This window comes from Chitinophaga caseinilytica, from assembly GCF_038396765.1.
In the GTDB taxonomy this organism is placed as follows: domain Bacteria; phylum Bacteroidota; class Bacteroidia; order Chitinophagales; family Chitinophagaceae; genus Chitinophaga; species Chitinophaga caseinilytica.
Genome location: NZ_CP150096.1, coordinates 5,663,812 through 5,689,252, shown reverse-complemented (window position 1 = coordinate 5,689,252; position 25,441 = coordinate 5,663,812). Strand labels below are relative to the sequence as shown.

The window sequence follows — 25,441 nt, the reverse complement described above, 5'->3', positions numbered from 1 at the left end:
TACACTAAAAATGGAAAAAGAATACCGGTTCGGAAAACCACTGATATCAATAGCCGTTGGGCTGACGTGCATCGTCCTGCTGAGCTGGGCGGTCTCTTCGGACGGGTGGCTGGCAGGGATCTACTTTCATAGGTGGTACGATTTCATAAGTACCCTGTTAAGAAAATTGTTCGGTCGATTCACGGGCAGCATAGGCGATGTAATTTACTGCGTTTGGGTTATAATCGGCATTATTTTTTTGCTAACAACGATCTGGCGGCTCTTTACCGGCCGGTGGAAAGCATTGGGATACGGGCTCCTCAAAGCCGCGGCCTCGCTCTGCTGGCTGTATTTCACCTTCCTGCTGTTCTGGGGCGCTCATTATCAGCGCACCAGCATGGTGAAAGACCTCGGCTTCTCCGTGCAGCCGTACACGAAAGCCGATCTGTACCTCCTGGCCGATACGCTCGTGCGCCTCACCAACCGCGACCGCGCGGAACTGGACGCACTGCCCGCTTTGCCCGACACCTTGCCGCGCAACGTGTTCACCGACGCGGCAAAGGCGTATGAGCTACTGTCGAAAGACTTGCCGGAACTGCGGTACACCCCGCCCTCCGTGAAAAAATCCATGTTCGGGAAATACCTGAATTATCTCGGGGTAACGGGCTACCTGAACCCCTTCACCAACGAAGCCCAGGTAAATGTGACGGTCCCGGCGTTCCAGGTGCCGTTCGTGACCTGCCACGAGATCGCGCACCAGGTGGGTTTTGCGCCGGAAGAAGACGCCAACTTCGTAGGGTACCTGGCCGCAAGCCGGTATCCCGACCCGCGGTTCAGGTACGCCGCGAATTTTGAAATGCTACTATACACCGTACGGCGACTGGCACGGCGAGATCCGCCGCTGTCGCGCCTCGTATGGAACAGGACGCATCCCGGCATACGGGCGGACGCGCAGCGGATCATGGATTTTTACAAACAGTTCGAAGGCCCGATAGACGATTACTCCGCCGTCTTTTATGATTCCTACCTCAAAGCCAACAACCAGCGCCACGGCATCCGGAGCTACAGTGAAGTGGTAGGCTGGCTCATGTCGTATTACCGGATCAAATGAACGGCGCAGCGCCGCCTCAATGCCCGTACCGGCAATCGTATGTGATCGTGGTGGCCGAGATCGGTATGGTCGCGAAATTACCGTTGTAACCATGCCTGCTGAAATCAGCTTCCACCGGCAACCCGAATTGGTTGTACGATTGCACGGAGATGGAATTGTTCACGCTGTAATCCCTGTCCAGGAACTGCCAGGTGGGATGCGTACCGCGCAGGTTGGCCTTATTGTCGTAGGTAAAAGTTTCCGTGGAGCTCGTGCCGTTCGCTTCCCTTACGATCTTTTCAAGATTCCCTGCGCTGTTGTACGTGTAATACGCCGTGACGAATGTGGCGAGGCCATAAAAGTCCGTGGATTTGATGATCCGGTTTCGGCTGTCGTACGCATACGTCGAAACATTGCCGACATACAATTCTTCCGCGTTTGGCGGCGGGATCGGGATACCGGGGCCGATGTATCCGAACGAATAAGTGGTGTCGGTGATGATCCGGTTTTTCGTATCGAAATGATACCGGTGCCAGATTTCGAAATAAGGATTGGGCGCTTCGTAGACGCCGTAGAAATCCGTCATCCTGCCTTTGCCGTCGTACCCGAAAAAGTGATTGGGCGCGCCCGTGCCTACCGAGCCGCGGATGATGCTTTTGGGATCGCCTTTCTGGTTGTACGAAAAAACGAGCGAATCCCCGATATTCAGTCCACCTTTCATCTTCACGATTTTACAACCGCGGATCACGGGATACACTTCGTTGAACCGGTGGCAACCAGTGAGCCAAATGCCGGTGGCGATGATGAGTAAACAGATCGGTTTAGGGATGCGTGTTTTCATATGTATTGATTTAAGGGTTACTTACAGGAATATTCGAATTCGGCATAGGTGAAAAATTCGGTAGCGAAATACCCGTGCCGGTGCGCGCTCAGTTGAATGGATACGGGAAGGCCGAAGCGGTTGTAGGTAGTAACGGGAAGGGAATTGTTCATGCTGAAATCCCTGTCCAGGAATTGCCAGATAACGTGGAGGCGATGGTAATTTTTCTTGTCGTCGTAGCTGAAAGTGATCGAATTTGGAGCCTCGCTGCCCCACTGCTCTACGATTTCCGCCAGGTTGCCTGCGCTGTTGTACCGGTACTGCCGGACCACGAAGACGGTATCGCGGCCGTAGGTGTCTGTAGACCGGATGATCCGGTTATGGTTGTCGTACTGGTACGTTGAAATGTTGCGGACGCCGAGGTAGGGGCGCCCCGGGGAGGGAATGGGCTTGTAATCGGGACTTACGTCACCGAATTCGTACGTAGAGTCGAGCACGATCCTGTTTTTGGTGTCATAGTAATAGCGGTGCCAGGTGTCGAAAGAGGTGGGATGGGAGTAAATACCGTAAAAATCCGTCATCCTTCCCTTTTGGTCGTACCGGAACAACCAATTGGGGGCGGATGTTCCTACCACGCTGCGGACCATGCTGACAGGGTTTCCTTTGCTGTTGTACGTGATCATCAGCGAATCGAGGACCATTGGGGATCCCAGATCGCCTTTTACTTTCGTTATCCGGCATTCGTCTTCGCAATCAGGGAAAGGGGCGTGTTTGCGGCATCCGGAAAAGAGGAGCCCTGCAGCCAACAGGCATGCAAGCATCAGTGAAGTTGCGTTCATAGAAAACTTTTGAAGGTTAATGAATACAGTGTAGGGGTATGCGGTAACAGGGTGGTGTGATGACGGGTTAACAGGAAGTGGTTTGGGGTTTTGTCTTCTACGTTACATCTTCGGGCAGATGGTATAATGGGCCGGGCTGTTGAATTGAACCGTTTTTACTGGCTTCCTGAAAAAAGGGCTTTGCGAATATAAGATAAAATCATCTTAAATAATAGCCATGGGGGCGATTAAATATGCTGATATAAGACTCCCTGCGATGTAGCCGCAGTAAAGAAGGGGCGGCGATGGAGCTATCGCCGCCACCAGGGTATATCAGTTCATCATCAGCACGTTCACGCTGCGCTGAAGGATGTTGAAAGCGATTTCGGCCATGAGGTTTTCGCGGTCGAGGGTGGGGTTTACTTCCGTGATCTCGAAGCAGCAGATTTTGCGGTGCTGCATGAATTTGGAAATAAGGTCTTCGGCTTCGCGCTCGCGGAGGCCGTTGCTTACGGGAGTGCCGGTGCCGCGGGAGATGGAAGCGTCGAGGCTGTCCACATCAAACGAAACGTAGATGTACTCGCAGTCGTGCAGATAGCGGAACACGCTCCTGGCCACGGCTTCGGCGCCTTTGCGGCGCACTTCGTTGGTGGTGATCACTTTCATGCCGTATTTGCGGATGAGGTGGTCTTCTTCCTTTTCGTAATCGCGCAGGGAGATGAAAACGATATCTTCCGGGAGCACTTTCGGGGCGATTTTGCCGATGTTTTTCAGCGCGCCCCAGAGTTTCACGGTGTTGTCGTCTACTTCATGCACTTTGTTTTCGATATTATCTTCCGCGATGGAAGCGGCGAGCGGCATGCCGTGCATGTTGCCGGAAGGCGTGGTGAAAGGTGTGTGAAGATCGGCGTGCGCATCGATCCAGATCACGCCCAGCTTGGCTTTGGGCCTTGCGAGCTTGAGGCCGGCGATGGTGGCGCCGGCGGTGCTGTGATCGCCGGAGAGCACAACGGGGAACCAGTTTGCCTTCACGGTATCGCAAACAGATTTGCTGACCCGTTCATACATGTTGATGGTGCCTTTGATGCGCTTGGCGTAGGGGGATTCGATCGGTTCGAACAGTAATTTGTTTTCCGTCTCGATTTCTTCCGTGGGGAAGTGGACGAAAAAGTTGCTCATGAAATCGAGTGCTGCAATCTTGATCGCGTCTACTCCCAGGCTGGCGCCGCGTGTGCCTGCGCCGATTTCGGATTTGACTTCAATGATCTTGATGTTTTTCATACATTGTTTTGGTGTGGGCCGCTGAAGCGGGAAATCAGCCGAGGATGGTCCGGCCGATCACGATGCGCTGTACTTCAGACGTGCCTTCATAGATCTGTGTAATTTTCGCGTCGCGCATGAGGCGCTCTACATGGTATTCTTTCACGTAACCATAACCGCCGTGTACCTGAACGGCTTCTGTGGCTACCCACATGGCGGTTTCGGAGGCAAACACCTTGGCCATGGAGCCGCTGAGGGTATAGTCGAGATGGTTATCCTTTTCCCATGCTGCGCGGAGGCAGAGGAGGCGGGCGGCTTCGATCTTCGTGGCCATGTCTGCCAGTTTGAACTGGATGGCCTGGTGCTGGGAGATCTCCTTGCCGAAGGCTTTCCTTTCCTTACTGTATTTCAGGGCCAGTTCGAACGCGCCGCTGGCGATCCCCAAAGCCTGGGAAGCAATGCCGATACGGCCGCCGCCGAGCGTCTTCATAGCAAATTTGAACCCGAACCCGTCTTCGCCGATCCGGTTTTCTTTCGGCACTTTCACGTCCTGGAACATCACGCTGTGCGTATCGCTCCCGCGGATACCGAGTTTATTTTCCTTCGCGCCGAGCGAAATGCCGGGCGAATTTTTTTCTACGATGAGGCAGTTGATGCCTTTGCTGCCCAGCTCCGGATGCGTTTGCACCATCACGAGGTATACGCTGGCGGAATTGGCGTTGGTGATCCAGTTTTTGGTACCGTTCACCAGGTAATGATCACCCTTGTCTTCCCCGATGGTCCGCTGCGAAGTGGCGTCAGACCCCGCTTCCGGCTCGCTGAGCAAAAATGCGCCGATGATCTCGCCTTTGGCCAGCGGCACGAGGTATTTCCTTTTCTGTTCTTCCGTTCCGTAAGTTTCCAGGCCCCAGCAAACCAGGGAATTATTCACGCTCATCACCACGGAAGCGCTCGCGTCGATCTTTGAAATCTCTTCCATCGCCAGCACGTACGAAACCGTGTCGAGCCCCGCACCACCGTATTCGGGGCTCACCATCATGCCCAGAAACCCAAGCTCACCCAACTTTTTGACCTGCTCCACGGGGAATTTCTGCTGCTCGTCGCGCTCGATCACGCCCGGCAGCAATTCATTCACCGCAAAGTCCCTCGCCGCTTTCTGTATCATCAGATGTTCTTCCGTTAACTGAAAATGCATGTCAATTGAATTTTTGATAGTTGATAGGTGTTTACAAACCTATTTTAAATTAGGCATTCAAAAAAATCAGTGCTACAGAATTAAATGCCATCCCGATTTTCCCCCGAATCGTTGAATATTTTAACAAAAACTCCCCCGTTTATTGGGGAAATCCTAAACCAACTTGTCTGCATGTCAGAAAAGTCTATTATTTTTGTAGGATGATGGCAGTGAATCTAACCAACTACCGCCACGTGCAGGAAAAGCTCCAACCCTTTCACGCACAGCTGGTAGCCGTATCAAAAACCAAACCTGCCGGATCTATCCAGGCCCTGTATGATGCCGGCCAGCGGATATTCGGCGAAAATTATGTGCAGGAAATGGTGGAAAAGGAAGGCCTTCTCCCCAAAGACATTCAATGGCATTTCATCGGCCATCTTCAATCCAACAAGGTGAAATACATCGCTCCGTTCGTGAGCATGGTGCATGGGGTCGACAGCCTTAAACTGCTCCAGGAGATCAATAAACAGGCCGCCAAAAACGGCCGGGTGATCGATTGCCTGCTCCAGGTGCATATCGCTACCGAGGAAACGAAGTTCGGATTGAACGAAGCAGAGCTGAACGCCCTGCTGGAAAACGCCGCCGGCCTGCCCAACGTGCGCATCGCCGGGCTCATGGGCATGGCGAGCAATACCGACGACCTCGCCCAGGTACGGCGCGAGTTCCGCCAACTGAAAGCATTGCAGGTTGCGGTGGCAGACCGGTTTTTCAAAGGAACGGACACCTTCCGCGAACTGTCTATGGGCATGAGCGGGGATTTCGAAATAGCCCTGGAAGAAGGCAGCACGCTCGTCCGCATCGGCAGCCTGCTCTTCGGCGCCAGGAATTATGCATAAAAACAACAACATGAAAAGGATCTTATTGATAGCCGCCGTTGCGTTCAGCGCCTGCACGCCCACGAGGCAGGCAGGCCTCACCAAAGGCCCCTGGCAGGCGCAGCTGAACCGCGCAGACGGCGGACAGATCATCTTCAACTTCGAGGTGGCCGACAGCGCCGGTTCGCAGATCATTTACGTTACCAATGCCGGGGAAAGGATGCGGGTAGACGAAGTGAACATGGAAGGCGATTCCGTTTTCATCCGCATGCCGTTTTTCGATTCGGAATTCAAAGCCGCGGTATACCTGAACGGCAGCCTGAAGGGGAAATGGATCCGCCACCTCGCGGATAAGGACGTAGACATCGATTTCTATGCGCAGCCCGGAAAATCTGACCGGTTCGCCGTTACGAAACCCGCTACCCGAAACGTTTCCGGCCGCTGGCCCACCTGGTTTTACGATGAGCCGGGGAAAGACAGCTCTTTCGCCATCGGCGAGTTCTCGCAGCAGGGTAGCCAGGTAACCGGCACGTTCCTCACGCCGTCGGGAGATTACCGTTACCTCCAGGGCGTGGTGGACGGTGATTCGCTCAAATTATCGACGTTCGACGGCTCGCACGCCTACCTGTTTACCGCGCATATCGAAAACGACTCCACGCTCAGCGGTGGCCGCTTCCTGGCGGGGATTACCGCCAAACAGCAGTTCAGCGCGCGGAAAGACAGTTCGGCCCGCCTGCAGGACGCTACCACGCTCAATACCGTGAAAACGCCCGGCGCAAAGCTCGACTTCAAATTCCCCGATCTCGAGGGCAAGCCCGTATCTATCCAGGACGAGCGTTTCAGGAACAAAGCCGTGATCGTTCAGATTTCGGGATCGTGGTGCCCCAATTGCATGGACGAAACCGCGTACCTGAGCGAATGGTATAAAAAGAACAAGGAAAGGGGCGTGGAGATCGTGATGCTGGCGTACGAGCGCACGACCGATTTCGAGAAATCGAAGAAAGCCGCGGAAGGTTTCGCAAAGCGGTTCGACGTCACCTGGCCCGTGCTCATTACCGGCGTAACGCCTTCCGATCCGCAGAAAACGGAGAAGACGCTGCCGCAACTGACGGGGCTGAAAGGCTTCCCGACAACCATTTACCTCGACCGGAGCGGCAAGGTGGTGGAAGTGCACACCGGGTTTAACGGTCCGGGTACGGGGGAGCACTACGAAACGTATAAAAAGGAATTCAATGCATTGATGGACAGGTTGTTGGATTGATGCAACCTGCAGAATAAAAGAGAAACCGGGCGCATGGGGCGCCCGGTTTTTTTATGCGGAAGCAGTCGGAAAAATGTGCTTTTCTGCCTATATTTCACGCTTAAAGTCCAAGCATTCACGTTTATGAAATCTTTCCTTGTCTTGCTGGGAGCGGTGATGATGACCGTACCGCTTTCCGCGCAGCAAACTTTCCGCAAAGCCACCACGCCCGCGGCTGCCGGGTTTTCGGCAGAGCGCCTCCACCGGATCGACAGCTTTTTCGAAGCCGCCATTGCCCGGGGGCTGACGCCCAACGCTGTCACCTTCATCGCCCGTAAAGGGCAGATCGTGCATTACAAAGCGTTCGGGTTCAGCAATCTCGAAAAGAAAACCCCGGCGCGGACGGACGATATCTTCCGCATCGCTTCGCAAACCAAGCTGGTAACCACCGTCGCCGTGCTCATGCTGTACGAAGAAGGGCGCCTTTTCCTGGACGATCCCATCGCCAAATTCCTCCCGGAATTCAAAGACGTGCAGGTGCTCGACGGCAACGGGGGCACCCGTCCGCCGAAAACACCCCCTACTATCCGGCATCTGCTGTCGCATTCCGCGGGGATTCCCTACCAGCATCCCACCGTCAAGGAGCCGAACGTTTATCTCAGCGATCTGAACGGGCTGACGACGGAGGAGTTGATCAAACAGGTGGCAAAACGCCCCCTGACGCACGATCCCGGTGAGCAGTTCACATATGGGTACAATACGGACGTGGCGGGCAGGATCGTGGAAGTGATTTCCGGCAAGAGCCTGAAAGATTTTTTCCATGAGCGGATCTTCAAACCGCTCGGGATGAACGATACCTATTTCTACCTGCCGAAAGAAAAGGCGGGCAGACTGGTGGAAATGTACGCAAAAGGGGAGATGGATGCTCCGCTGACCGTCCACAGCAGCGTTTCCAACCGGACTTTTCCCATTGCCGGGAAACAAACCTTGTATCTCGGCGGCGCCGGGCTGGTAAGCACGGTAGCCGATTACGCGAAACTTTGTCAGCTGGTGCTGAACGGAGGAAGCTTCAATCATGTGCGGCTGCTGTCGCGCAAGACGGTTGAGCTCATGAGCCGGAACCAGATCGGGAACAGTTTTGTGTGGGACCGGAACGACAAGTTCGGGCTGGGACTGCAGATCATTACGGAAGACACGCGCTACGGCGACCAAGCTACGCCCGGTTCCCTCACCTGGGGCGGCGCTTACTGTTCCGAATATACCATCGACCCCAAAGAAGGGATCGTGATGATGGTGTTCACGAACGTGAGCCCGTATGCCTGGTACGGCGAGTTCGTGCGGAAGTTCAGGGTGCTGGCGTACGGGGCGCTGGAATAGTCAGCGACATATACATTATAAACGAAGCCGGCTCCTATGTTGAGCCGGCTTTTTTTATCAGCCGTTCAACTAAAGCGATCGTTCAACTACTCAATTAGTACGGTTACAGTACGGTATCCCTACTGTATCCCTACTATATCTGTACTGTATCCATACGGTAAACCTATTTTAGGACGTGACCACCCTGTGGGAAATAAAACGGGCTGCATCCCCGCAAGGTGCAGCCCGTTCCAGCAATATCGTTCCGGCTTAGAACTCGTTCTTCCACATCATGGATTCCACGGGGCGAACGGTGCGGCCGTTGTATTTGGCGTTGCCTTTCTTGTTGTAGAGCGTTTCGATCTGGCCTTCCACCACGAAATAAATGAGCTGTCCGATAGGCATGCCGTGGTAAATGCGGACGGGTTGGGCGCAGGAGATCTCCAGCGTCCAGGTGTTGCAGAAACCTACATCGCCTTTGCCGGCGGTGGCATGGATATCGATCCCCAGGCGGCCGGTGCTGCTTTTGCCTTCCAGGAAGGGCACATGGGCGTGGGTTTCCGTGTATTCGAGCGTAACGCCCAGGTAGAGGGTGTTGGGCTGCAGCACGAAACCTTCGTCAGGGATTTCGAAATGCACGATCTCGTTGTGACGGCGGGCGTCCAGCACCCGGTCTGCGTACGTAGCCAGGTATTTGCCCAGGTGCACGTCGTACGAGTTGGTACCGAGGTACTTCCGGTCGTAAGGGCTGATCACGATGGTGCCCTTTTCAATTTCCTCCAGAATTCTTTTGTCAGACAAGATCATGCGTGATGGTGTTTAGGTTAGGCCGGTTGCTTAATTCCCGTTAAATTCGCGTTTAAGCGGCGAATTTATGGCTTTAATACGAACGATACAAATCGATCCCGCCACCCGGCTGGGAGTGTGGAAAATTGGTGAAGAAGAAGGGTTTTTCAGGGAAAGGGTGAACATCGACCCCGGCGTTCACCATCCGCACAAGCGCCTCCAGCATTTTGCGGGGCGTTACCTGCTCGTGGAACTGTTCCCCGACCTGCCCGTCCATGAAATAAGGGTGCTCGACAGCAGAAAACCGTATATTCCGGGAAATCCTTATTATTTTTCCATCTCGCATTGTGGCGATTTTGCCGCCGCTATCGTGAGCACCCGCGAACATGTGGGCATCGATATCGAAAACGTGCAGCCCAAAATTGGGAGGGTAGCCCACAAATTCCTCGCCGAGCGCGAACAACAGTTCATCTCCGGCATCCGGAAACTGGAACACCAGACCGTTTGCTGGTCGGCCAAGGAAGCCGTTTACAAATGGTACGGCCTCGGCGGGCTCGATTTTAAGGCCAATATGCAACTCCAGGCTTTCCCCCTGCAGCAAACGGGCATGCTCGTCTGCGATTTTCTGAAAGAAGACAAGATGGCTTGCCTCAACATGCAATACATCATCGACAATAACCTATGCCTCGCCTGGACGGCCGGCGAAAACAAACAACCGAACGAGCCATGAAAATTTTTCTCCTGGGTTTTATGGGAGCCGGAAAATCCTATTGGGGCAAGCAGCTCGCCGCCCACTGGAACCTGCCGTTCTTCGACCTCGACGATGTGATCGTGGAGTACGAAGGCATGCCGGTCGCCGATATCTTCAACACCAAAGGCGAAACCTATTTCCGCGAGCTGGAAAGCAGGCTGCTGCGCGAACTGACGTTTGATAACGACAGCTTCCTCATCTCCTGCGGCGGCGGAACGCCCTGTTTCTCCGACACCATGGATTTCATGAACGAAGCCGGTAAAACGATCTGGCTCAACCCTTCCGTTGCCGTGATGGTAGAGCGCCTCCAGCGGAAACAGCACAAGCGCCCCCTCATCCAGGACCTTACGCCGGAAGATCTGGCCGCCTTCACCGAGAAAAAATTACTGGAACGCCAGCCATATTATGAGCAAAGTCAGGTGATCATCAGTGACGATGAGATAACTTTGGAGACTTTTGACAAACTGATCCACCATGCATAAATCGTTTTTAGTCTGGGCCGCCGCCCTCGGCGCCCTTTCCGTGGTACTCGGCGCATTCGGCGCGCACAAGCTCAAGGAACTCGTGCCGCCAGAAACCGTGAGCACGTTCCAGACCGGCGTTACCTACCAGTTCTACCACGTGTTCGCACTGCTGGCGGTAGGCATCCTGTACGCCCACGCGCCGTCGCCGCAACTCGTGTGGGCCGGGCGCCTCTTCCTCGGGGGCATCCTCCTGTTCTCGGGCTCGCTGTACGTGCTGACGTTGCTGAAAGCCACCGAAACCGTAGGGCTCCGCGGCATCGGCGCCATCACGCCCGTGGGTGGACTGCTCTTCATCGCCGGTTGGATTTGCCTGCTGGTTGGCGTACTGAAGAAATAATCTTTTTTTAGCCGTTTCCCGGAACGGGGCCTATGAAAATATGCGTCTTGCCAACAGGGACGCGGCTTTTGCCGTGCCACGGCCCGGGCGCCCGGCAACCCGCGGGCGTCCGGAAATTCTCCTCCCCGCCACATCATTTTGCTGAATTCACAATTCCTGCATATATTTTGCATAAGGACCCGCGTCCAACAAACCTGCAAATCATTCACACATGTCGATCTTGCACAAACTCCATTTCGTGCTGGCCTTGCTGGCAACGGCATTGACGGCCTACGGGCAGGAGCGCCCCCAGGAACCCAAGCCCAAATATCCCTATCACGTGGAAAACGTGTATTTCCCCAACCGGAAAGACAGTCTTTCCCTGGCAGGCACTTTCACCCGCCCGTTCGAGCCCGGGAAGTACCCGGCCGTGATCCTCATTTCCGGCAGCGGCCCGCAAGACCGGAACAGCAACATCCTCGGGCATAAGACTTTCCTGGTCATCGCCGATTACCTCACCCGCAACGGCATCGCCGTGCTGCGGTACGACGATCGCGGGGTAGGGGAGAGCACCGGCAGTATGAAAGGCAGCGGCATCGCGGAGTTTACAAGAGACGCCGGCGCTGCGCTGGAATATTTGAAAGGCAGGGTGGACGTGGATGTGAAAAAGATCGGCGTGCTGGGCCATAGCGAAGGTGGCGCCATCGGGCTGGAGCTGGCGGCAGGCAACAAAGACGTCGCATTTCTCGTTTCGCTGGCGGGGCCGGGCGTGAGCGGGGACGAGCTGATCATGAGCCAGACGAAAGCGATCCTCGCACAATTCCAGGTCGGCGATTCGATCCTGCAACAACAGCTGGGCTACCAGCGCAGGATGATGGACGCCATTTTACAGGAAAAAGACACTGCCGCACTGAGGGCCCGCATCCGCAGCAACGCCAAAGTGCAGTACGACGATAATCCGGGTATTCAGAAAAACATGCAGGAAGGGACGTTCATACAACAGGTTTCGTCACAATATCTGACACCTGAATACCTTTCCATCGTCCGTTTCGATCCAAAACCCTATTTTGCCAAAGTGAAATGTCCGGTGCTGGCGCTCAACGGCGATAAAGACGTGCAGGTGGTCAGCAGCGTTCATCTTCCGGGATGGAAGAACGGCATTAAAAATGCGGATATCCGCGAAATGCCCGGGCTCAACCATCTTTTTCAAACATGCAAAACCTGTCAGGGCCAGGAATACGGACGACTGACGGAAACCATATCACCAGCCGTGCTCAGCGAAATATCCAACTGGATACGGCATCAAACCGGCCTGCGGAAATAATTTCCGCGATTGCCCGGCTATAGTTTAATTTTGAATTCGATTATGGCAGGTAACAAACTGAAATCAGAGAAGAAAGAACCAAAAAAGAAGAAAGAGGCCCCGGCCCCGAGTCCCGACGTGCTCAAGCCCGACAAGGAGCCGGAAGTGAAAGTGCGGGAACTGGTGAAGGACGAGCGGACCCACAAAGTGCTGGGCGCCGTTTTCCTGCTGCTGGCCCTTTATTGTTTCATCGCGTTCACGTCTTATCTCTTCACCTGGGAAGAAGACCAGGACAAGGTATTCCGCTATTCCTCTTCCGTGCTTTTCCGCGACGATGTGGATGTAGACAACCTGCTGGGAAGGCTGGGCGCGTTCACGTCGCACTGGTTTTTCTATAAAGGGTTCGGCGTGGCGTCGTACCTGTTCACGTATTTTTTCTTTATCGTAGGCATCAATTTCATCGTGGGGCGGAGGGTTTTCCGCTTCTGGCGAAATGTGAAATACATCATCTTCGGATTGCTTTTCCTCAGCATGACGTTCGCTTTCCTTTCCGGCAAATCGGCCTTCCCATGGGGCGGCGCCATGGGCGACGCGCTGAATAAATGGGTGAGCGGATTTCTCGGGAAAACCGGCACCGGCCTGCTGCTCATCACCGCAGGCATCTGCTGGCTCATCTGGAAGTTCAACCTCGATTTCAAATGGCCCGAAAAACAGGCCAAAGCCGCCAAACCGGTAATGCCGGCCTATGCGGAAGAAGAGGCGGAAGATGAAGGGGAAGTGGAAGACCTGCGGAACGCGCCTTCCATCAACGACCGCTACAACGGCCTGAAAGGCGATGCCCCGCCCGTTTTCAAGGAAGAGGAAGAAGAAGCGTTCGATCCGGCTTTACAGTTGATCGAAAGGGAAGAAACCGCCCCCTTCGCCACCACCCCGCCGCCGTTCGCCATGCCCGAACCGGAAGAAGACCTGGCGCTGGAAGAGCTGAAACTCACCATTCACGACGATGCGCCGCCGCCGCAACCACTGCCCGAACCGGAGCCTGCACCCATCCCGCTCGATATTCCGCCGCCAGCGCCCCGCAAACCGAAAGTGGTGGAAGACGTGGCCTTCGAGATCAAACCGGTGTATGAAGACCCGACAGACGAGGAAGTGGAAGAGATCGTGCCCGTCCGCGAAGCCGTGCCCGTAGACCCCTACGAGCCCACGCTCGACCTGCGCGACTATAAATACCCGGCGCTCGACCTGTTGGAAAACCACGGGTCGGACAAGATCGTGCAAGACGCGTCGGAGCTGGAAAAGAACAAGAACCAGATCATCGACACCCTCAAGAACTACGATATTTCCATCCAGAAGATCAGCGCCACCGTGGGCCCCACCGTTACCCTGTACGAAATCGTACCGGCGGCCGGCGTGCGCATCTCCCGGATCAAAAACCTGGAAGACGACATCGCACTGAGCCTTTCCGCGCTCGGCATCCGTATCATCGCGCCCATCCCGGGCCGCGGTACCATCGGTATCGAGGTGCCAAACGTGAAGAAAACCATCGTTTCGCTCCGGAACATGCTCGCGTCCGATAAATTCCAGCATAGCCAGATGGACCTGCCCATCGCCATCGGCAAAAAGATCGATAACGAGAATTTCATCGCCGACCTCGCCAAAATGCCCCACCTGCTCATGGCGGGCGCTACCGGGCAAGGTAAGTCGGTGGGTATCAATACCCTGCTCGTTTCCCTGCTGTACAAAAAACATCCTTCCCAGCTGAAATTCGTGCTGGTAGACCCGAAGAAAGTGGAGCTGAGCCTGTACAAGCTCATCGAGAAGCACTTCCTCGCGAAGCTGCCGGGTGAGGAAGACGCCATCATCACCGATACCAAAAAGGTGGTGCATACGCTCAATGCGCTTTGTATCGAGATGGATTTGCGGTACGACCTGCTGAAGGAAGCCGGTACGCGCAATATCCGCGAGTACAACGCCAAGTTCACCCAGCGCCGCCTCAATCCGCAGAAAGGGCATCGCTACCTGCCGTTCATCGTTCTGGTGATCGACGAGTTCGCCGACCTGATCATGACAGCCGGCAAGGAAGTGGAAATGCCGATCGCGCGGTTGGCCCAGCTGGCGCGCGCCGTGGGCATCCACCTCATCATCGCCACGCAGCGCCCGTCCGTCAATATCATTACCGGTACCATCAAAGCCAACTTCCCGGCGCGTATCGCGTTCAAGGTTTCCTCGAAGATCGACTCCCGCACCATCCTCGATACCGGCGGTGCGGAGCAGCTGATCGGCCAGGGCGATATGCTCATTTCCTTCAACGGCGAGGTGGTGCGCCTCCAGTGCGCCTTCGTGGATACGCCGGAAGTGGAGTCTGTGGCCGAATTCATCGGTGAACAGCGCGGCTACCCGGATGCGTTCCTGCTGCCGGAATATATTGATGAGAAAGACATGGAAGGGAAGGATTTCAGCCTGGCCGACCGCGACCCGCTGTTTGAGGAAGCGGCCCGTGTGATCGTGCAAAACCAGCAGGGATCCACATCTTTGCTGCAACGCCGCATGAAACTGGGCTATAACAGGGCGGGCCGGCTCATGGACCAGCTGGAAGCCGCCGGGATCGTGGGCCCCAACATGGGCAGCAAGGCCAGGGAAGTGAACGTGAAAACGGAAGCCGACCTCGAAGAGATCCTGAATAGTATGTTATAAGCATAATTTGTAATAATTTTGCATTTCTTTAACAGGGGGATTTAAACGTGTCGGCATAACATTTGTCTATCTTACCTGAGAATAAACTTAAAATGAACAGAATGATCAAGAAAACGGTATTTACGGGGCTGGTTCTTTGCGGACTGATGGGCGGCGCCATGGCACAGACGGGCAAAAGCGATCCGAAGGCCAAGGTGGTGCTCGACAACGTGAGCAAAAAGTTCAAGTCCCTCAAATCTGTTATCGCCAATTTCGTTTTGAAAGTGGAAGGTGCCAATAACAGCGTGTCCGACTCCAAAAAGGGCTCGGTGTACGTGAAAGGCACGAAATATAAGGTGGTGATGGGCGACCAGGAGATCATCAGCGACAACAAGACTTCCTGGACCTACGCCAAAGACGTGAACGAGGTGACCATCAATAATGTGGACCAAAGCAGCCAGGGCATGACCCCGGCGAAGATCTTCACCAACTTCTACGACAAGGATTTCCTGTACAAACTCAACGGCGAAACCAGCGAAAAAGGGAAAGTGTTGCAGAATATCGAGCTCACCCCGACCGACAAATCGAAGCCTTTTTTCAAAGTGCTGATCGATGTGGACAAGAAGACGCAGACGCTGGCGCGCATGAAAGTGTTCGAGAAAAACGGCAACCGTTATACTTACGAGATCAACAGTTTCCAGCCCAATGGCGCGGTGACCGACGATATGTTCACTTTCGACGCCAAGAAGCATCCCGGCGTTGAGGTGGTGGACCTCAGGTAATTACGGCTTCGGAAGATATCGAAAGGGCCCCCTGCGCAAGGGGGCCTTTTTTATGGCCGTTGGGCCGAGTATCCCGGCATTGTCATGTCTGGGCGGATATCATGGGTAACTTTCCTTTTTTTACTACATTTGCCACGTTTATTTTAAAAATCAAGCAATATGGCATACGACGTAATCGTAATTGGTAGCGGTCCCGGTGGATACGTGGCGGCTATCCGGGCTTCTCAACTGGGTTTTAAAACAGCGATAGTAGAACGGGAGAATTTGGGCGGTATCTGTTTGAACTGGGGATGTATCCCAACCAAGGCATTGTTGAAATCTGCACAGGTAATGGAATATATCCAGCATTCCAAAGATTACGGCGTGACCGTAGGCGATGCGAAAGCTGATTTCCCCGCGGTGATCAAACGTTCCCGCGGCGCGGCCGACAAAATGAGCAAAGGCGTTCAGTTCCTCATGAAGAAGAACAAGATCGACGTGCTCCTCGGCAACGGTAAACTGAAAGCGAAAGGACAGGTGGAAGTGACCGACAAAGACGGTAAAACCGCCGTTCACGAAGCCAAACATATCATCCTCGCCACCGGTGCCCGCTCCCGCGAGCTGCCGAATCTGAAGATCGACGGCAAAACCGTGATCGGCTACCGCGAGGCCATGAACCTCCCCACACAGCCCAAAAGCATGATCGTAGTAGGTTCCGGCGCCATCGGCGTGGAATTCGCTTACTTCTACGCTACCATGGGCACCAAAGTGACCATCGTTGAATTCATGCCGCGCATCGTGCCGGTGGAAGACGAAGATATCTCCAAGGAACTGGAAAAAATCTACAAGAAGAAAGGCATCGACGTGATGACCAATTCTTCCGTAGAAGCCGTTGAAGCCACCAAAACCGGCGTGAAAGCCAAGGTGAAAACCGCTTCCGGCGAAGTGACCCTCGAAGCCGACGTTGTGCTGAGCGCCGTGGGCATCACCTCCAACATCGAAAACATCGGCCTCGAAACCCTCGGCGTTAAAACCGACAAGGGCAAGGTACTGGTCGATAAATACTACGCAACCAATGTTGCCGGCGTTTACGCCATCGGCGACATCGTTCCCGGCCAGGCCCTCGCGCACGTTGCTTCCCGCGAAGCGATCATCTGCGTGGAAGCCATCGCCTACAACGAGAAGAAATACAGCCACAAACCCGCAGTTGTTGACTACAACAACGTTCCGGGATGTACGTATTGCGCACCCGAGATCGCTTCCGTAGGTTATACCGAGAAAGCGGCGAAAGAAGCAGGCTACGAAGTGAAAGTGGGCAAATTCCCCTATACCGCTTCCGGCAAGGCCGTTGGCGCCGGCGCTACCGAAGGTTTCGTAAAAGTGATCTTCGACGCCAAATACGGCGAATGGCTGGGCACCCACATGATCGGCGCGAACGTGACGGAAGCCATCGTGCAGACCGTTACCGCCCGCACCCTGGAAACCACTTACCAGGAAGTGCTCAACAGCATCCACCCGCACCCGACCATGGCCGAGGCGGTAAAAGATGCCATCGAGGCGGCTTATGGCGAAGCTATCCACCTGTAATAGTTTATTACCGCATATGGAAGGGCGTCCCGGTTCATCGGGACGCCCTTTTTTCATGTTGCGCGCTTTCCTTAAATTGCCGCTTTGTTTCACCAAATCAAACTTATGCGGCAAACTTTTAAGCTATACCTGCTGCTGGGGGCCCTTATCGCCACCCATATCTCCGCTTCCGCTACGGAAGGGATGTGGCTCCCCCACCTGCTGGGCTCGCTGAACGAGAAAGAAATGAAGGGAATGGGGTTGAAAATCAACGCGTCCGATATTTACAACGTGAATAAAGGCAGTTTGAAAGACGCCATCGTGAGCTTCGGCGGTTTCTGCACCGGCGAGATCATTTCCTCCAAAGGCCTCCTCCTCACCAATCACCACTGCGGGTACGACGCCATCCAGAAACACACCACGCTCGAAAATAACTACCTCGACCGCGGCTTCTGGGCACGCACCCAACGCGAAGAGCTCCCCAATCCCGGGCTCACCGCCACCTTCATCGTCCGCATCGAAGACGTGACCAAACAGGCTCTCGCCGGCGTGAGCGGAAACCTCGACGAGCGCGGCCGGCAGTCGGCCATCGACAAAAACCTCGCAGCCATCAAATCTTCCGCGAAAAAGGAATCCTGGCAGGAAGTGCTCATCAAGCCCTTCTTCGAAGCCAACCAGTATTTCCTCTTCGTGACCGAAACCTATAAAGACGTCCGCCTCGTAGGCACCCCGCCGTCTTCCATCGGCAAATTCGGCGCAGATACCGATAACTGGATGTGGCCCCGCCATACGGGCGACTTCTCCATGTTCCGCGTATACGCAGGGAAAGACAATAAACCCGCGGAATACAGCCTGGACAACGTGCCCCTGCAGCCCAAACACTTCCTGCCCATTTCGCTGGACGGCGTAGCGGAAAACGATTTCACCATGGTGTTCGGGTTCCCCGGCCGCACCAACGAATACCTGCCTTCCCGCGCCATGCAGCTGACCGTGGAAGGGCAGGACCCCGCGCGCGTTGGCGTGCGCGATGCGGCGCTTAAAGTGATCGACGGGTATATGCGGAAAGACAGCCAGATCAAGATTCAATATGCCGCCAAACAGGCCTCTATGGCCAACGCCTGGAAAAAATGGATCGGTGAGATGCAGGGCGTGCAGCAGACCGGGGGCCTCCAACGGAAGCTGGCGTATGAAAAGCGCTTCACCGAAGGCGTACAGGCCAATCCCGCGCTGCGCAAAGAATACGGCGGATTGCTGGATTCGCTCAATAAACTGTACGACGACCTGGCGCCCTATGCCGTGGCCCGCGATTATTATACCGAGCTCGTCCGCAACACGGAAATCCTCAACATGGCCAACAACGTCGTAAACCTCATGCAGGACGTTCGTGCGAAAGGCGAAGCCGAATATCCCGCGCTGCGCGACAAATTCCTCGCTTCCACCGAATCCACTTTCAAAAATTACAGCACCGCGGTAGACAAGGATGTGACCACGGCTTTGCTGGACCTGTATTTCAAGGAAGTGCCCTCCAACAAGATCGGCGGCGAAGGCTATCAGATCTGGATGGAAACGAATAAAGACGGCAAAACCACGGCAGACAATATCTTCAGCAAATCGGCGCTCACCAGCTACGACGCGCTGAAAGCATTCCTCAGCCGGCCTTACGCCACCGTGGCTACCGATATCTGGAAAGACCCTGCCACCAGGCTCCTCATCGGCCTGCGGAACGGCTACGCCGAACTGGTGAGCAAACCGCACGACGCCATCCAGTCAGACATCAACCGCCTCCAGCGCCGCTACATGCAGGCGCAGATGGATGTGCTGAAAGACCGGCGCTTCTATCCCGACGCCAACAGCACCCTGCGCCTTACCTACGGTAAAGTGGGCGGCTATTCTCCCCGCGACGCCGTGGAATATGATTTCATGACCACGCTAGATGGCGTGATGGAAAAATACAAACCGGGCGATTACGAGTTCGACGTACCCGAGAAACTCCGCCAGCTCCACGCCAGTAAGGACTACGGACAATATGGACAAAACGGCAAAATGCCGGTGTGCTTCATCGCCTCCAACCATACCACCGGCGGCAATTCCGGCAGTCCTGCCCTGGACGCGCACGGCAACCTCATCGGCCTGAACTTCGACCGCACCTGGGAAGGCACGATGAGCGACATCAACTACGACGCGTCTATCTGCCGCAACATCATGGTAGACATTCGCTACGTACTTTTCGTAGTCGACAAATTCGCCGGGGCCACGCACCTGGTGGAAGAAATGAAACTCGTGCATCCGAAGAAATCGAAAGTAGTGCCCGTTCGCAGGAAGGCGGCGTAACGCACACATTCGGGAAGGAAAGCCGGTCTGCGAAGACCGGCTTTTTTTTGTGCCTGCGGGAAAACATACTTCATTTTCAGTACTTTTATCCAACAGCACTTAACCGGACGACACAGCGCATACATGGACCAACTATCGCTTATTAACATCAACCAACTGTTTAACCGGATCAGTGAAGGAGACGAAGAAGCATTCGGCATACTGTTCCGTACCTCCGTTTCGGCGCTCCTCCCGTTCATACTCCGCATGGTAAAGCAGCAGGCCGCCGCCGAGGAAGTGGTACAGGCTTCGTTTCTGCGCGTGTGGCTCAGCCGTGATAAACTGCCGGAAGTAGAACAGCCGAAAGCCTGGCTCTACAAAGTGGTGGCGAACGAATGTTACACCTGGATGCGGAAAGAAGCGCGGGAAATGCGCCTGCGCGCCGGCGCGGCAGCGGGAGAAGAGCAAACCGACGATAGTCTGCAGGCCGAGCTGTCTATGCGCGAAACCCGCCGCCTGGTTGCGGAAGCGGTAGCGAAAATGCCCGCGCAGCGCAAGCGCGTTTTTACCATGAGCCGGCAGCAGGGGATGAAGATCCCGGAGATCGCGGAGATGCTGGGACTGTCTCCCAATTCTGTGAAAAATACGCTGGTATTGGCTTTGAAAGACGTTCGCGCGTACCTGTCGCGCCATGGCAGGATCATTCCGCTGTTGTTGCTGTGCTGGAATTTGAATGGATTCGACGGCTGGACGCAGCTGTTGCGCGTGCAAAACGTCGAGCATACCGTTGTTGCAGGGATGATCGGGTAACGGCTTCGCAGGATGTATGTTTCTTTCCCGCATGCAAAGCGTAGCGCATGCTGTTGATCGGAGAATGAATGGAAGGCGGCTGCGCCGGAGGATAAATTTTTTTAAGACGATAGGTCCTTTCCTTTTCGGGCCGATTCTTATATAACGGAGGGGGTGTATCCCCCGGGCGACTGGCACTATTCCACAAAATGAACTTACGAATTTATGCAGGAAGATAAACTGAGGCATTTACTTGGTCTGCATCTCCATGGCCGCATGTCTGCGGCGGAAACGGAGGAATTGAACGCGTTGTTGCAGGATGAAAGTAATGAAGCTCTTTTCATTTCGCTGCTCACCGACATGATGGCAACATCTGCCGGGGGCGAAGATTACGACCCCGTGCGCTGGGAAGCCGTGCGGCAGCGCATCCTGGACGCCGATGCCGGAACTCCGGTTGTGCCATTGCGGCGGACCTGGTGGAAGTGGGCGGCGGCGGCTGTGGTGGCAGGATTGCTGGCCGTGGGCGGATTGAAGTATTTCGGTCGTGAACAGGAGAAGCTGCCGCCGGCGGCGGTTTCGATGGACGGGCGATACAGGAACGACGTGCCTCCGGGCGGCAATCACGCTACGCTTTTGTTGGCCAACGGACAGGAGATAGTACTCGACACCGCGGCGGAAGGGAAGCTGGCGCAACAGGGCGGCACGCGGATCAGCAAGCTGCAAAACGGGCAGCTGGCGTACAACGACGAGCATTCCACCTTTGCGGCCAGGAACGTGCTCACCACGCCCCGCGGCGGGCAATACCGGCTCACCCTGTCTGACGGCACCAACGTTTGGCTCAATGCCGCTAGCGTGCTGCGTTATCCCACGGCATTCGTGGGCCCTGAAAGGGTGGTGGAGCTGACGGGGGAAGCGTATTTCGAAGTGGCGAAAGATGCATCCAGACCCTTTGTGGTAAAAACGGATGGCGGAACGGACGTGAAGGTGACGGGTACGCACTTCAATGTGTCTGCCTACGAAGAGCAGCCCGCGCAGGTGGTGACCCTCCTGGAAGGCGCGGTAACCGTGAACCAGCGGCAGCTGGAGCCCGGGCAGCAGGCTGTCTCCCAAAACGGGACGATCCGCATTTCGCCGGCCGATACGGAACAGGCGGTGGCCTGGAAGAACGGGTTTTTCAGCTTCAGCGATGCAGATATAAAAACCGTGATGCAGGAACTGGAACGGTGGTACGATGTAAAAATAAAATACGAAGCAAATGTATCCGGTCTGCGCTTTGGCGGCGGCATGCAACGGAGCCTTCCCCTCACCAGCGTATTGAAGATCCTGGAACGCTACCAGGTGAAATTCAAAGTGGAGGGACGGGTCATCACCGTTATTCAATAAATTATTTTTTAACCATAAAAAACGAAATGCTTATCGACCAAATGTAATTCCCGACACCAACCATTTGCCCGATATAAAAAGGCCGGTGATGCGCTAACATGACCGGCCGGGGGCGATACAATTGACGCTAACCAATTTTTTATCACCAAAGTCAAATCTATGCTTTTTTTTGATGCTTTGTACCAACACAAAGTTTTGTGGAGAGCTATGAAATTATCAACCAGTCTTTTATTGATCGGCTTCCTGCATGTAAGCGCCGCCGCCAGCTCTCAAAAAGTGACGCTGACCGTCCGTAATGCACCGCTGACGGAGGTTTTCAAAGCTATCCAGCGACAGTCCGGCTACATCGTTTTTTATAACAGCAACCTGCTGCAACGCGCCGTGCCCGTAACTTACAGTGCCCGGGCCGCGTCTGTACAGGAGGTGCTGGAAGACGTGCTGGAGCCCCAGGGCCTGCGGTTCGCTATCGAAGACAAAACGATCATCCTCCTGGCGATGCCGCGGGTATACCCCGCAACGCCCGCGGAAGCGCAGTTCATCACCGTAAACGGCCGCGTGACGGACGTGAGCGGGGCGCCTTTGGCCGGCGTATCCGTCAAGGTAAAAGGTTCCGACCGGGGAACGCAAACCAACGAAAACGGTGAGTTCTCGTTGACGGACGTATCCCCGAATGCCGTGCTCGTATTCTCTTCCATCGGGTTTACCCGGCAGGAAGTGGCGCTGGGCGGGCGATCGGCCGTTACGTTGCGCCTGGAAGCCGTTCCCAGCAAGCTCGAAGCAGTACAGGTAGTAAACACCGGCTACCAGAGCATTTCCGCGGAAAGGGCCACCGGTTCTTTCTCCTTCATTTCCCCCACCCGGCTGGAAGCCAAGCTCCGGCCCGATCTCAGGGCCGCACTGGAAGGGCAGGCCGCGGGCGTGGTAGTGACCAAAGACGGGAATGTGGAAATCCGCGGGGTTTCTACCATCAACGCCGAAACAAAACCCCTGCTGGTAGTAGACGGTTACCCAACGCAGGGAGACCTCGAAAGCATCAACATCGACAACATCGAAAGCATCACCGTGCTGAAAGATGCGGTGGCCGCGTCTATTTACGGCGCCCGGTCGAGCAACGGCGTGATCGTGATCACCACCCGCAAAGGCCGCCCCGGCACCATGCGCGTGCAGTACCGTGGCTCCACCGGCATCACGCTCCGGCCGGAAGTTTCCTACCTCAACCGCGCTTCTGCCGCCGATTACATCGATGCGGAAACGGATCTCTTCAACCAGGACCCCAACTCGTATCTCAACAGCTACAACGCATACGGCTCCTTCACCGAAGTCAACTACCTGCTGCTGGCCAAAAACCAGGGCTGGTTGACCGACAAACAGGTCGAAGACCGCCTGCAAACGCTGCGCAACACAAACACCGGCGAAATGCTGCAGAAGGAATACTTTCGTCACCAGTTCAGCCAGCAGCATAATATCTCCCTCTCCGGCGGCGGCGAGAAAAACTCGCTCAACGCAGCCCTGCGCTACATTTCCAACTCAGGCAACACCGTAGGCAGCAGCGACGACCGCATGATCCTCGATTTCAAGAACGATTGGCGCCCGGTAAAAAATATCGGTGTGAGCCTGTTCACGAACATCAATTACGCTACGTCCAAATCGCCGGTACGGCAGTGGTCAGATTTGCTGGCGTTCACGTCCACTTCGCTCGTGCAGCCGTACAGCGCGGTGGTAGACGAAAACGGCGACCCGGCGCGCCTCTTCACCCGCAACATCCGGCGCGACGAGCGGTACGCCACTTTCACCGGCCTGAAACCCGCGTATTATAACCCCCTCGAAGACCTGACCCTCGAAACCACCCGCACACAATCCCTCCTGGCCCGTTTCGGCGGCAACATCCAGGCTACCATCATCGATGGGCTGACGGCGGAGCTGGGCGGCAACTGGTCGAGATCGTATACCAACAGCCGGTCTGTTTACGACAAGAATTCCTACCGCATGCGGATCGGGTTCAACGATGCCACGTCTGTCGCCAACCCGGCCAAACATTATGTTCCGGATGGCGGAATGGTCAACGAATCGCGGGGGATGTCGCAATACTACATGCTGCGCGGCCAGTTGGGCTTCAACCGGAACCTCGGGCTGAAACATTACGTGGCGGCCATCGCGGGGATGGAAATCAGTCAAACCGTGACCGATAACAACGCCTATCCCACGCGCTTCGGGTACAACGACCAGGCGGGCACCTTCAATACCTTCAATCATGCCGATTACAATGCCGGCGTGTACAACAGCGATATGCTCGGTACCGGCCGTCCATCTGCCACTATCGGCTCATACGTCTTTAACGACAACCGGTTCGTGAGCTGGTACGCGAACGGCTCTTATGAATACGACAGCCGTTTTATCGTAAGCGGCAGCATCCGGCTCGACCAGACGAACTTCTTCGGCACCGATCCCAAATTCCGGTACAAGCCCCTGTGGAGCGTGGGCGGAACGTACAAATTGGCGAAAGAGCGTTTCTTCAACGTCAGCTGGATCGACAAGCTCAATATCCGCGGCTCTTACGGCATCAACGGGAACATATCCCTCAAAAGCGGGCCGTTCCTCATCGTGACGCCCGGCTCGTTCTCTTCCGTTGTGGGAGATATCAACTACTCCATTACTTCCCCGCCGAACAACAGCCTGCGTTGGGAAAAAACGAACGTGATGAACGTGGGGACGGACGTAGCGGTATTTCGCAACCGCCTGCGGATGACGCTCGACTATTACCGCAAATTCAGTACGGACGTGCTGGCTTCCGACGCGATGGACCCCACGAAAGGGTTTACCAGCCAGATCAAGAACGCCGGCAAAATACTGAACCAGGGCATCGAGGTTTCACTGGAATCGGATGTGCTGAAGCGGAAGGATTTCGTGTGGAACGCGCAGGTCATTTTCGCGTATAACAAGAATACGGTGAAGGAATACAATGTGAATTACATTTATCCGTCCAGCCTCACGAACGGCGCTATCCGCAAGGAAGGCGACCCGCTCGACGCGCTGTACGCCTATCGCTATGCCGGGCTCGACAATAACGGCGTGGCGCAGTTTTACGATGCGGAAGGGAAGCTGACCGGCGGCGGGAACGCAAAAGTCGGCGATCTCGTGTATGCAGGCACCCTCCGGCCGCCGTACGTCATGAGCATGACGAACACCCTCAGCTACCGCCAGTTCGACCTGTCTTTCATGATCATCGCCCGCACCGGCAACGTGCTCCGGAAAGATTCGTTCTCCGGTTCCAACTACATCAACAAACACGTAGCCGAACGCTGGCGCAAACCCGGCGACGAAGCGCATACCATCTATCCGAAACTCACGTCCTGGAACATGGATATGTTCTATTTCCCGTACAGCGATGTGCTGGTGGAAAGCGCCAACTTCCTCAAGCTGCGTGATGTGACGCTGAGCTACACCCTGCCGAAGCAGATATTGAAACGCGCGGGCATCAAAGACAGCAAGCTGTATTTCCAGTCGCGCAACCTGGTGATGATCACCGCCAACAGCGACCGCCGCGATCCGGAGATTTCCGATATCAATACTTCCGGCGGAACGGGCGCATTTACCGAACAGGGCTATACCACCCTGCCTTTGCGCCCCGAATTGTATGTGGGTATCATGTTCACCCTTTAAAACCGAC

At 55.2% G+C, this 25,441-nt stretch carries 20 protein-coding genes; 15 read left to right on the top strand and 5 right to left on the bottom strand.

Translation table 11 applies throughout. The features are described from left to right. Positions 1-10 precede the first annotated feature (10 nt). A complete protein-coding gene (locus WJU22_RS23545) occupies positions 11-1,090 on the top strand; it encodes a DUF3810 domain-containing protein (protein ID WP_341840620.1) in 1,080 nt (359 codons plus the stop codon). A 16-nt stretch (positions 1,091-1,106) separates the two neighbouring features. Here WJU22_RS23545 and WJU22_RS23540 read toward each other — a convergent pair whose 3' ends face one another. The 4 genes from WJU22_RS23540 to WJU22_RS23525 form a co-directional block, all read right to left on the bottom strand. Beyond that, positions 1,107-1,910, bottom strand: a complete 804-nt coding sequence (locus WJU22_RS23540; protein WP_341840619.1) for a hypothetical protein — start codon at positions 1,908-1,910, stop codon at positions 1,107-1,109. Between the two features lie 17 nt (positions 1,911-1,927). After that, positions 1,928-2,728 carry a hypothetical protein gene (locus tag WJU22_RS23535; RefSeq protein WP_341840618.1) on the bottom strand — a complete coding sequence of 267 codons (801 nt, stop codon included), beginning with the start codon at positions 2,726-2,728 and terminating at the stop codon, positions 1,928-1,930. Between the two features lie 312 nt (positions 2,729-3,040). Then, a complete protein-coding gene (locus tag WJU22_RS23530) occupies positions 3,041-3,988 on the bottom strand; it encodes an arginase (RefSeq protein WP_341840617.1) in 948 nt (315 codons plus the stop codon). Positions 3,989-4,022: 34 nt separating this feature from the next. Next, on the bottom strand, positions 4,023-5,162 hold the full coding sequence (locus tag WJU22_RS23525) for an acyl-CoA dehydrogenase (protein ID WP_341840616.1): 1,140 nt from the start codon (positions 5,160-5,162) through the stop codon (positions 4,023-4,025). Positions 5,163-5,365: 203 nt separating this feature from the next. Here WJU22_RS23525 and WJU22_RS23520 point away from each other — a divergent pair, with 203 nt between their 5' ends. The 3 genes from WJU22_RS23520 to WJU22_RS23510 all read left to right on the top strand — a co-directional run bounded on the left by WJU22_RS23520 (position 5,366) and on the right by WJU22_RS23510 (position 8,633). Continuing rightward, positions 5,366-6,037, top strand: a complete 672-nt coding sequence (locus tag WJU22_RS23520) for a YggS family pyridoxal phosphate-dependent enzyme (RefSeq protein ID WP_341840615.1) — start codon at positions 5,366-5,368, stop codon at positions 6,035-6,037. A gap of 10 nt (positions 6,038-6,047) precedes the next feature. After that, positions 6,048-7,277: a TlpA disulfide reductase family protein gene (locus WJU22_RS23515; protein ID WP_341840614.1), complete on the top strand. Its 1,230-nt coding sequence runs from the start codon at positions 6,048-6,050 to the stop codon at positions 7,275-7,277. A gap of 123 nt (positions 7,278-7,400) precedes the next feature. Continuing rightward, on the top strand, positions 7,401-8,633 hold the full coding sequence (locus tag WJU22_RS23510) for a serine hydrolase domain-containing protein (RefSeq protein WP_341840613.1): 1,233 nt from the start codon (positions 7,401-7,403) through the stop codon (positions 8,631-8,633). Between the two features lie 249 nt (positions 8,634-8,882). Here the strand turns inward: WJU22_RS23510 and dcd are convergent, their stop codons facing one another. After that, positions 8,883-9,419 (bottom strand): dCTP deaminase, encoded by a 537-nt coding sequence (gene dcd / locus WJU22_RS23505; protein ID WP_341840612.1) that lies wholly within the window; start codon positions 9,417-9,419, stop codon positions 8,883-8,885. 67 nt (positions 9,420-9,486) lie between these two features. Here dcd and WJU22_RS23500 point away from each other — a divergent pair, with 67 nt between their 5' ends. The 11 genes from WJU22_RS23500 (at position 9,487) to WJU22_RS23450 (ending at position 25,434) form a co-directional block, all read left to right on the top strand. Continuing rightward, a complete protein-coding gene (locus tag WJU22_RS23500; RefSeq protein ID WP_341840611.1) occupies positions 9,487-10,128 on the top strand; it encodes a 4'-phosphopantetheinyl transferase family protein in 642 nt (213 codons plus the stop codon). Then, entirely contained in the window at positions 10,125-10,631 is a 507-nt protein-coding gene (locus WJU22_RS23495; protein WP_341840610.1) for a shikimate kinase, read from the top strand. The genes WJU22_RS23500 and WJU22_RS23495 overlap by 4 nt, the downstream gene beginning before the upstream one ends. After that, a complete protein-coding gene (locus tag WJU22_RS23490; protein ID WP_341840609.1) occupies positions 10,624-11,010 on the top strand; it encodes a DUF423 domain-containing protein in 387 nt (128 codons plus the stop codon). The genes WJU22_RS23495 and WJU22_RS23490 overlap by 8 nt, the downstream gene beginning before the upstream one ends. A gap of 211 nt (positions 11,011-11,221) precedes the next feature. After that, on the top strand, positions 11,222-12,313 hold the full coding sequence (locus WJU22_RS23485; RefSeq protein ID WP_341840608.1) for an alpha/beta hydrolase: 1,092 nt from the start codon (positions 11,222-11,224) through the stop codon (positions 12,311-12,313). 42 nt (positions 12,314-12,355) lie between these two features. Further along, positions 12,356-14,986 carry a DNA translocase FtsK gene (locus tag WJU22_RS23480; RefSeq protein ID WP_341840607.1) on the top strand — a complete coding sequence of 877 codons (2,631 nt, stop codon included), beginning with the start codon at positions 12,356-12,358 and terminating at the stop codon, positions 14,984-14,986. Positions 14,987-15,078: 92 nt separating this feature from the next. Beyond that, positions 15,079-15,747 carry an outer membrane lipoprotein carrier protein LolA gene (locus tag WJU22_RS23475; protein WP_341840606.1) on the top strand — a complete coding sequence of 223 codons (669 nt, stop codon included), beginning with the start codon at positions 15,079-15,081 and terminating at the stop codon, positions 15,745-15,747. Between the two features lie 159 nt (positions 15,748-15,906). Then, complete coding sequence (lpdA, locus tag WJU22_RS23470; RefSeq protein ID WP_341840605.1) at positions 15,907-17,313, top strand: dihydrolipoyl dehydrogenase; 1,407 nt, start codon at positions 15,907-15,909, stop codon at positions 17,311-17,313. A gap of 105 nt (positions 17,314-17,418) precedes the next feature. Further along, a complete protein-coding gene (locus WJU22_RS23465) occupies positions 17,419-19,623 on the top strand; it encodes a S46 family peptidase (RefSeq protein ID WP_341840604.1) in 2,205 nt (734 codons plus the stop codon). 123 nt (positions 19,624-19,746) lie between these two features. After that, positions 19,747-20,412 (top strand): RNA polymerase sigma factor, encoded by a 666-nt coding sequence (locus tag WJU22_RS23460; protein WP_341840603.1) that lies wholly within the window; start codon positions 19,747-19,749, stop codon positions 20,410-20,412. A gap of 204 nt (positions 20,413-20,616) precedes the next feature. Then, positions 20,617-21,774 (top strand): FecR family protein, encoded by a 1,158-nt coding sequence (locus tag WJU22_RS23455; protein ID WP_341840602.1) that lies wholly within the window; start codon positions 20,617-20,619, stop codon positions 21,772-21,774. A 207-nt stretch (positions 21,775-21,981) separates the two neighbouring features. After that, on the top strand, positions 21,982-25,434 hold the full coding sequence (locus WJU22_RS23450; RefSeq protein WP_341840601.1) for a SusC/RagA family TonB-linked outer membrane protein: 3,453 nt from the start codon (positions 21,982-21,984) through the stop codon (positions 25,432-25,434). The last annotated feature ends 7 nt before the right edge of the window (positions 25,435-25,441 follow it).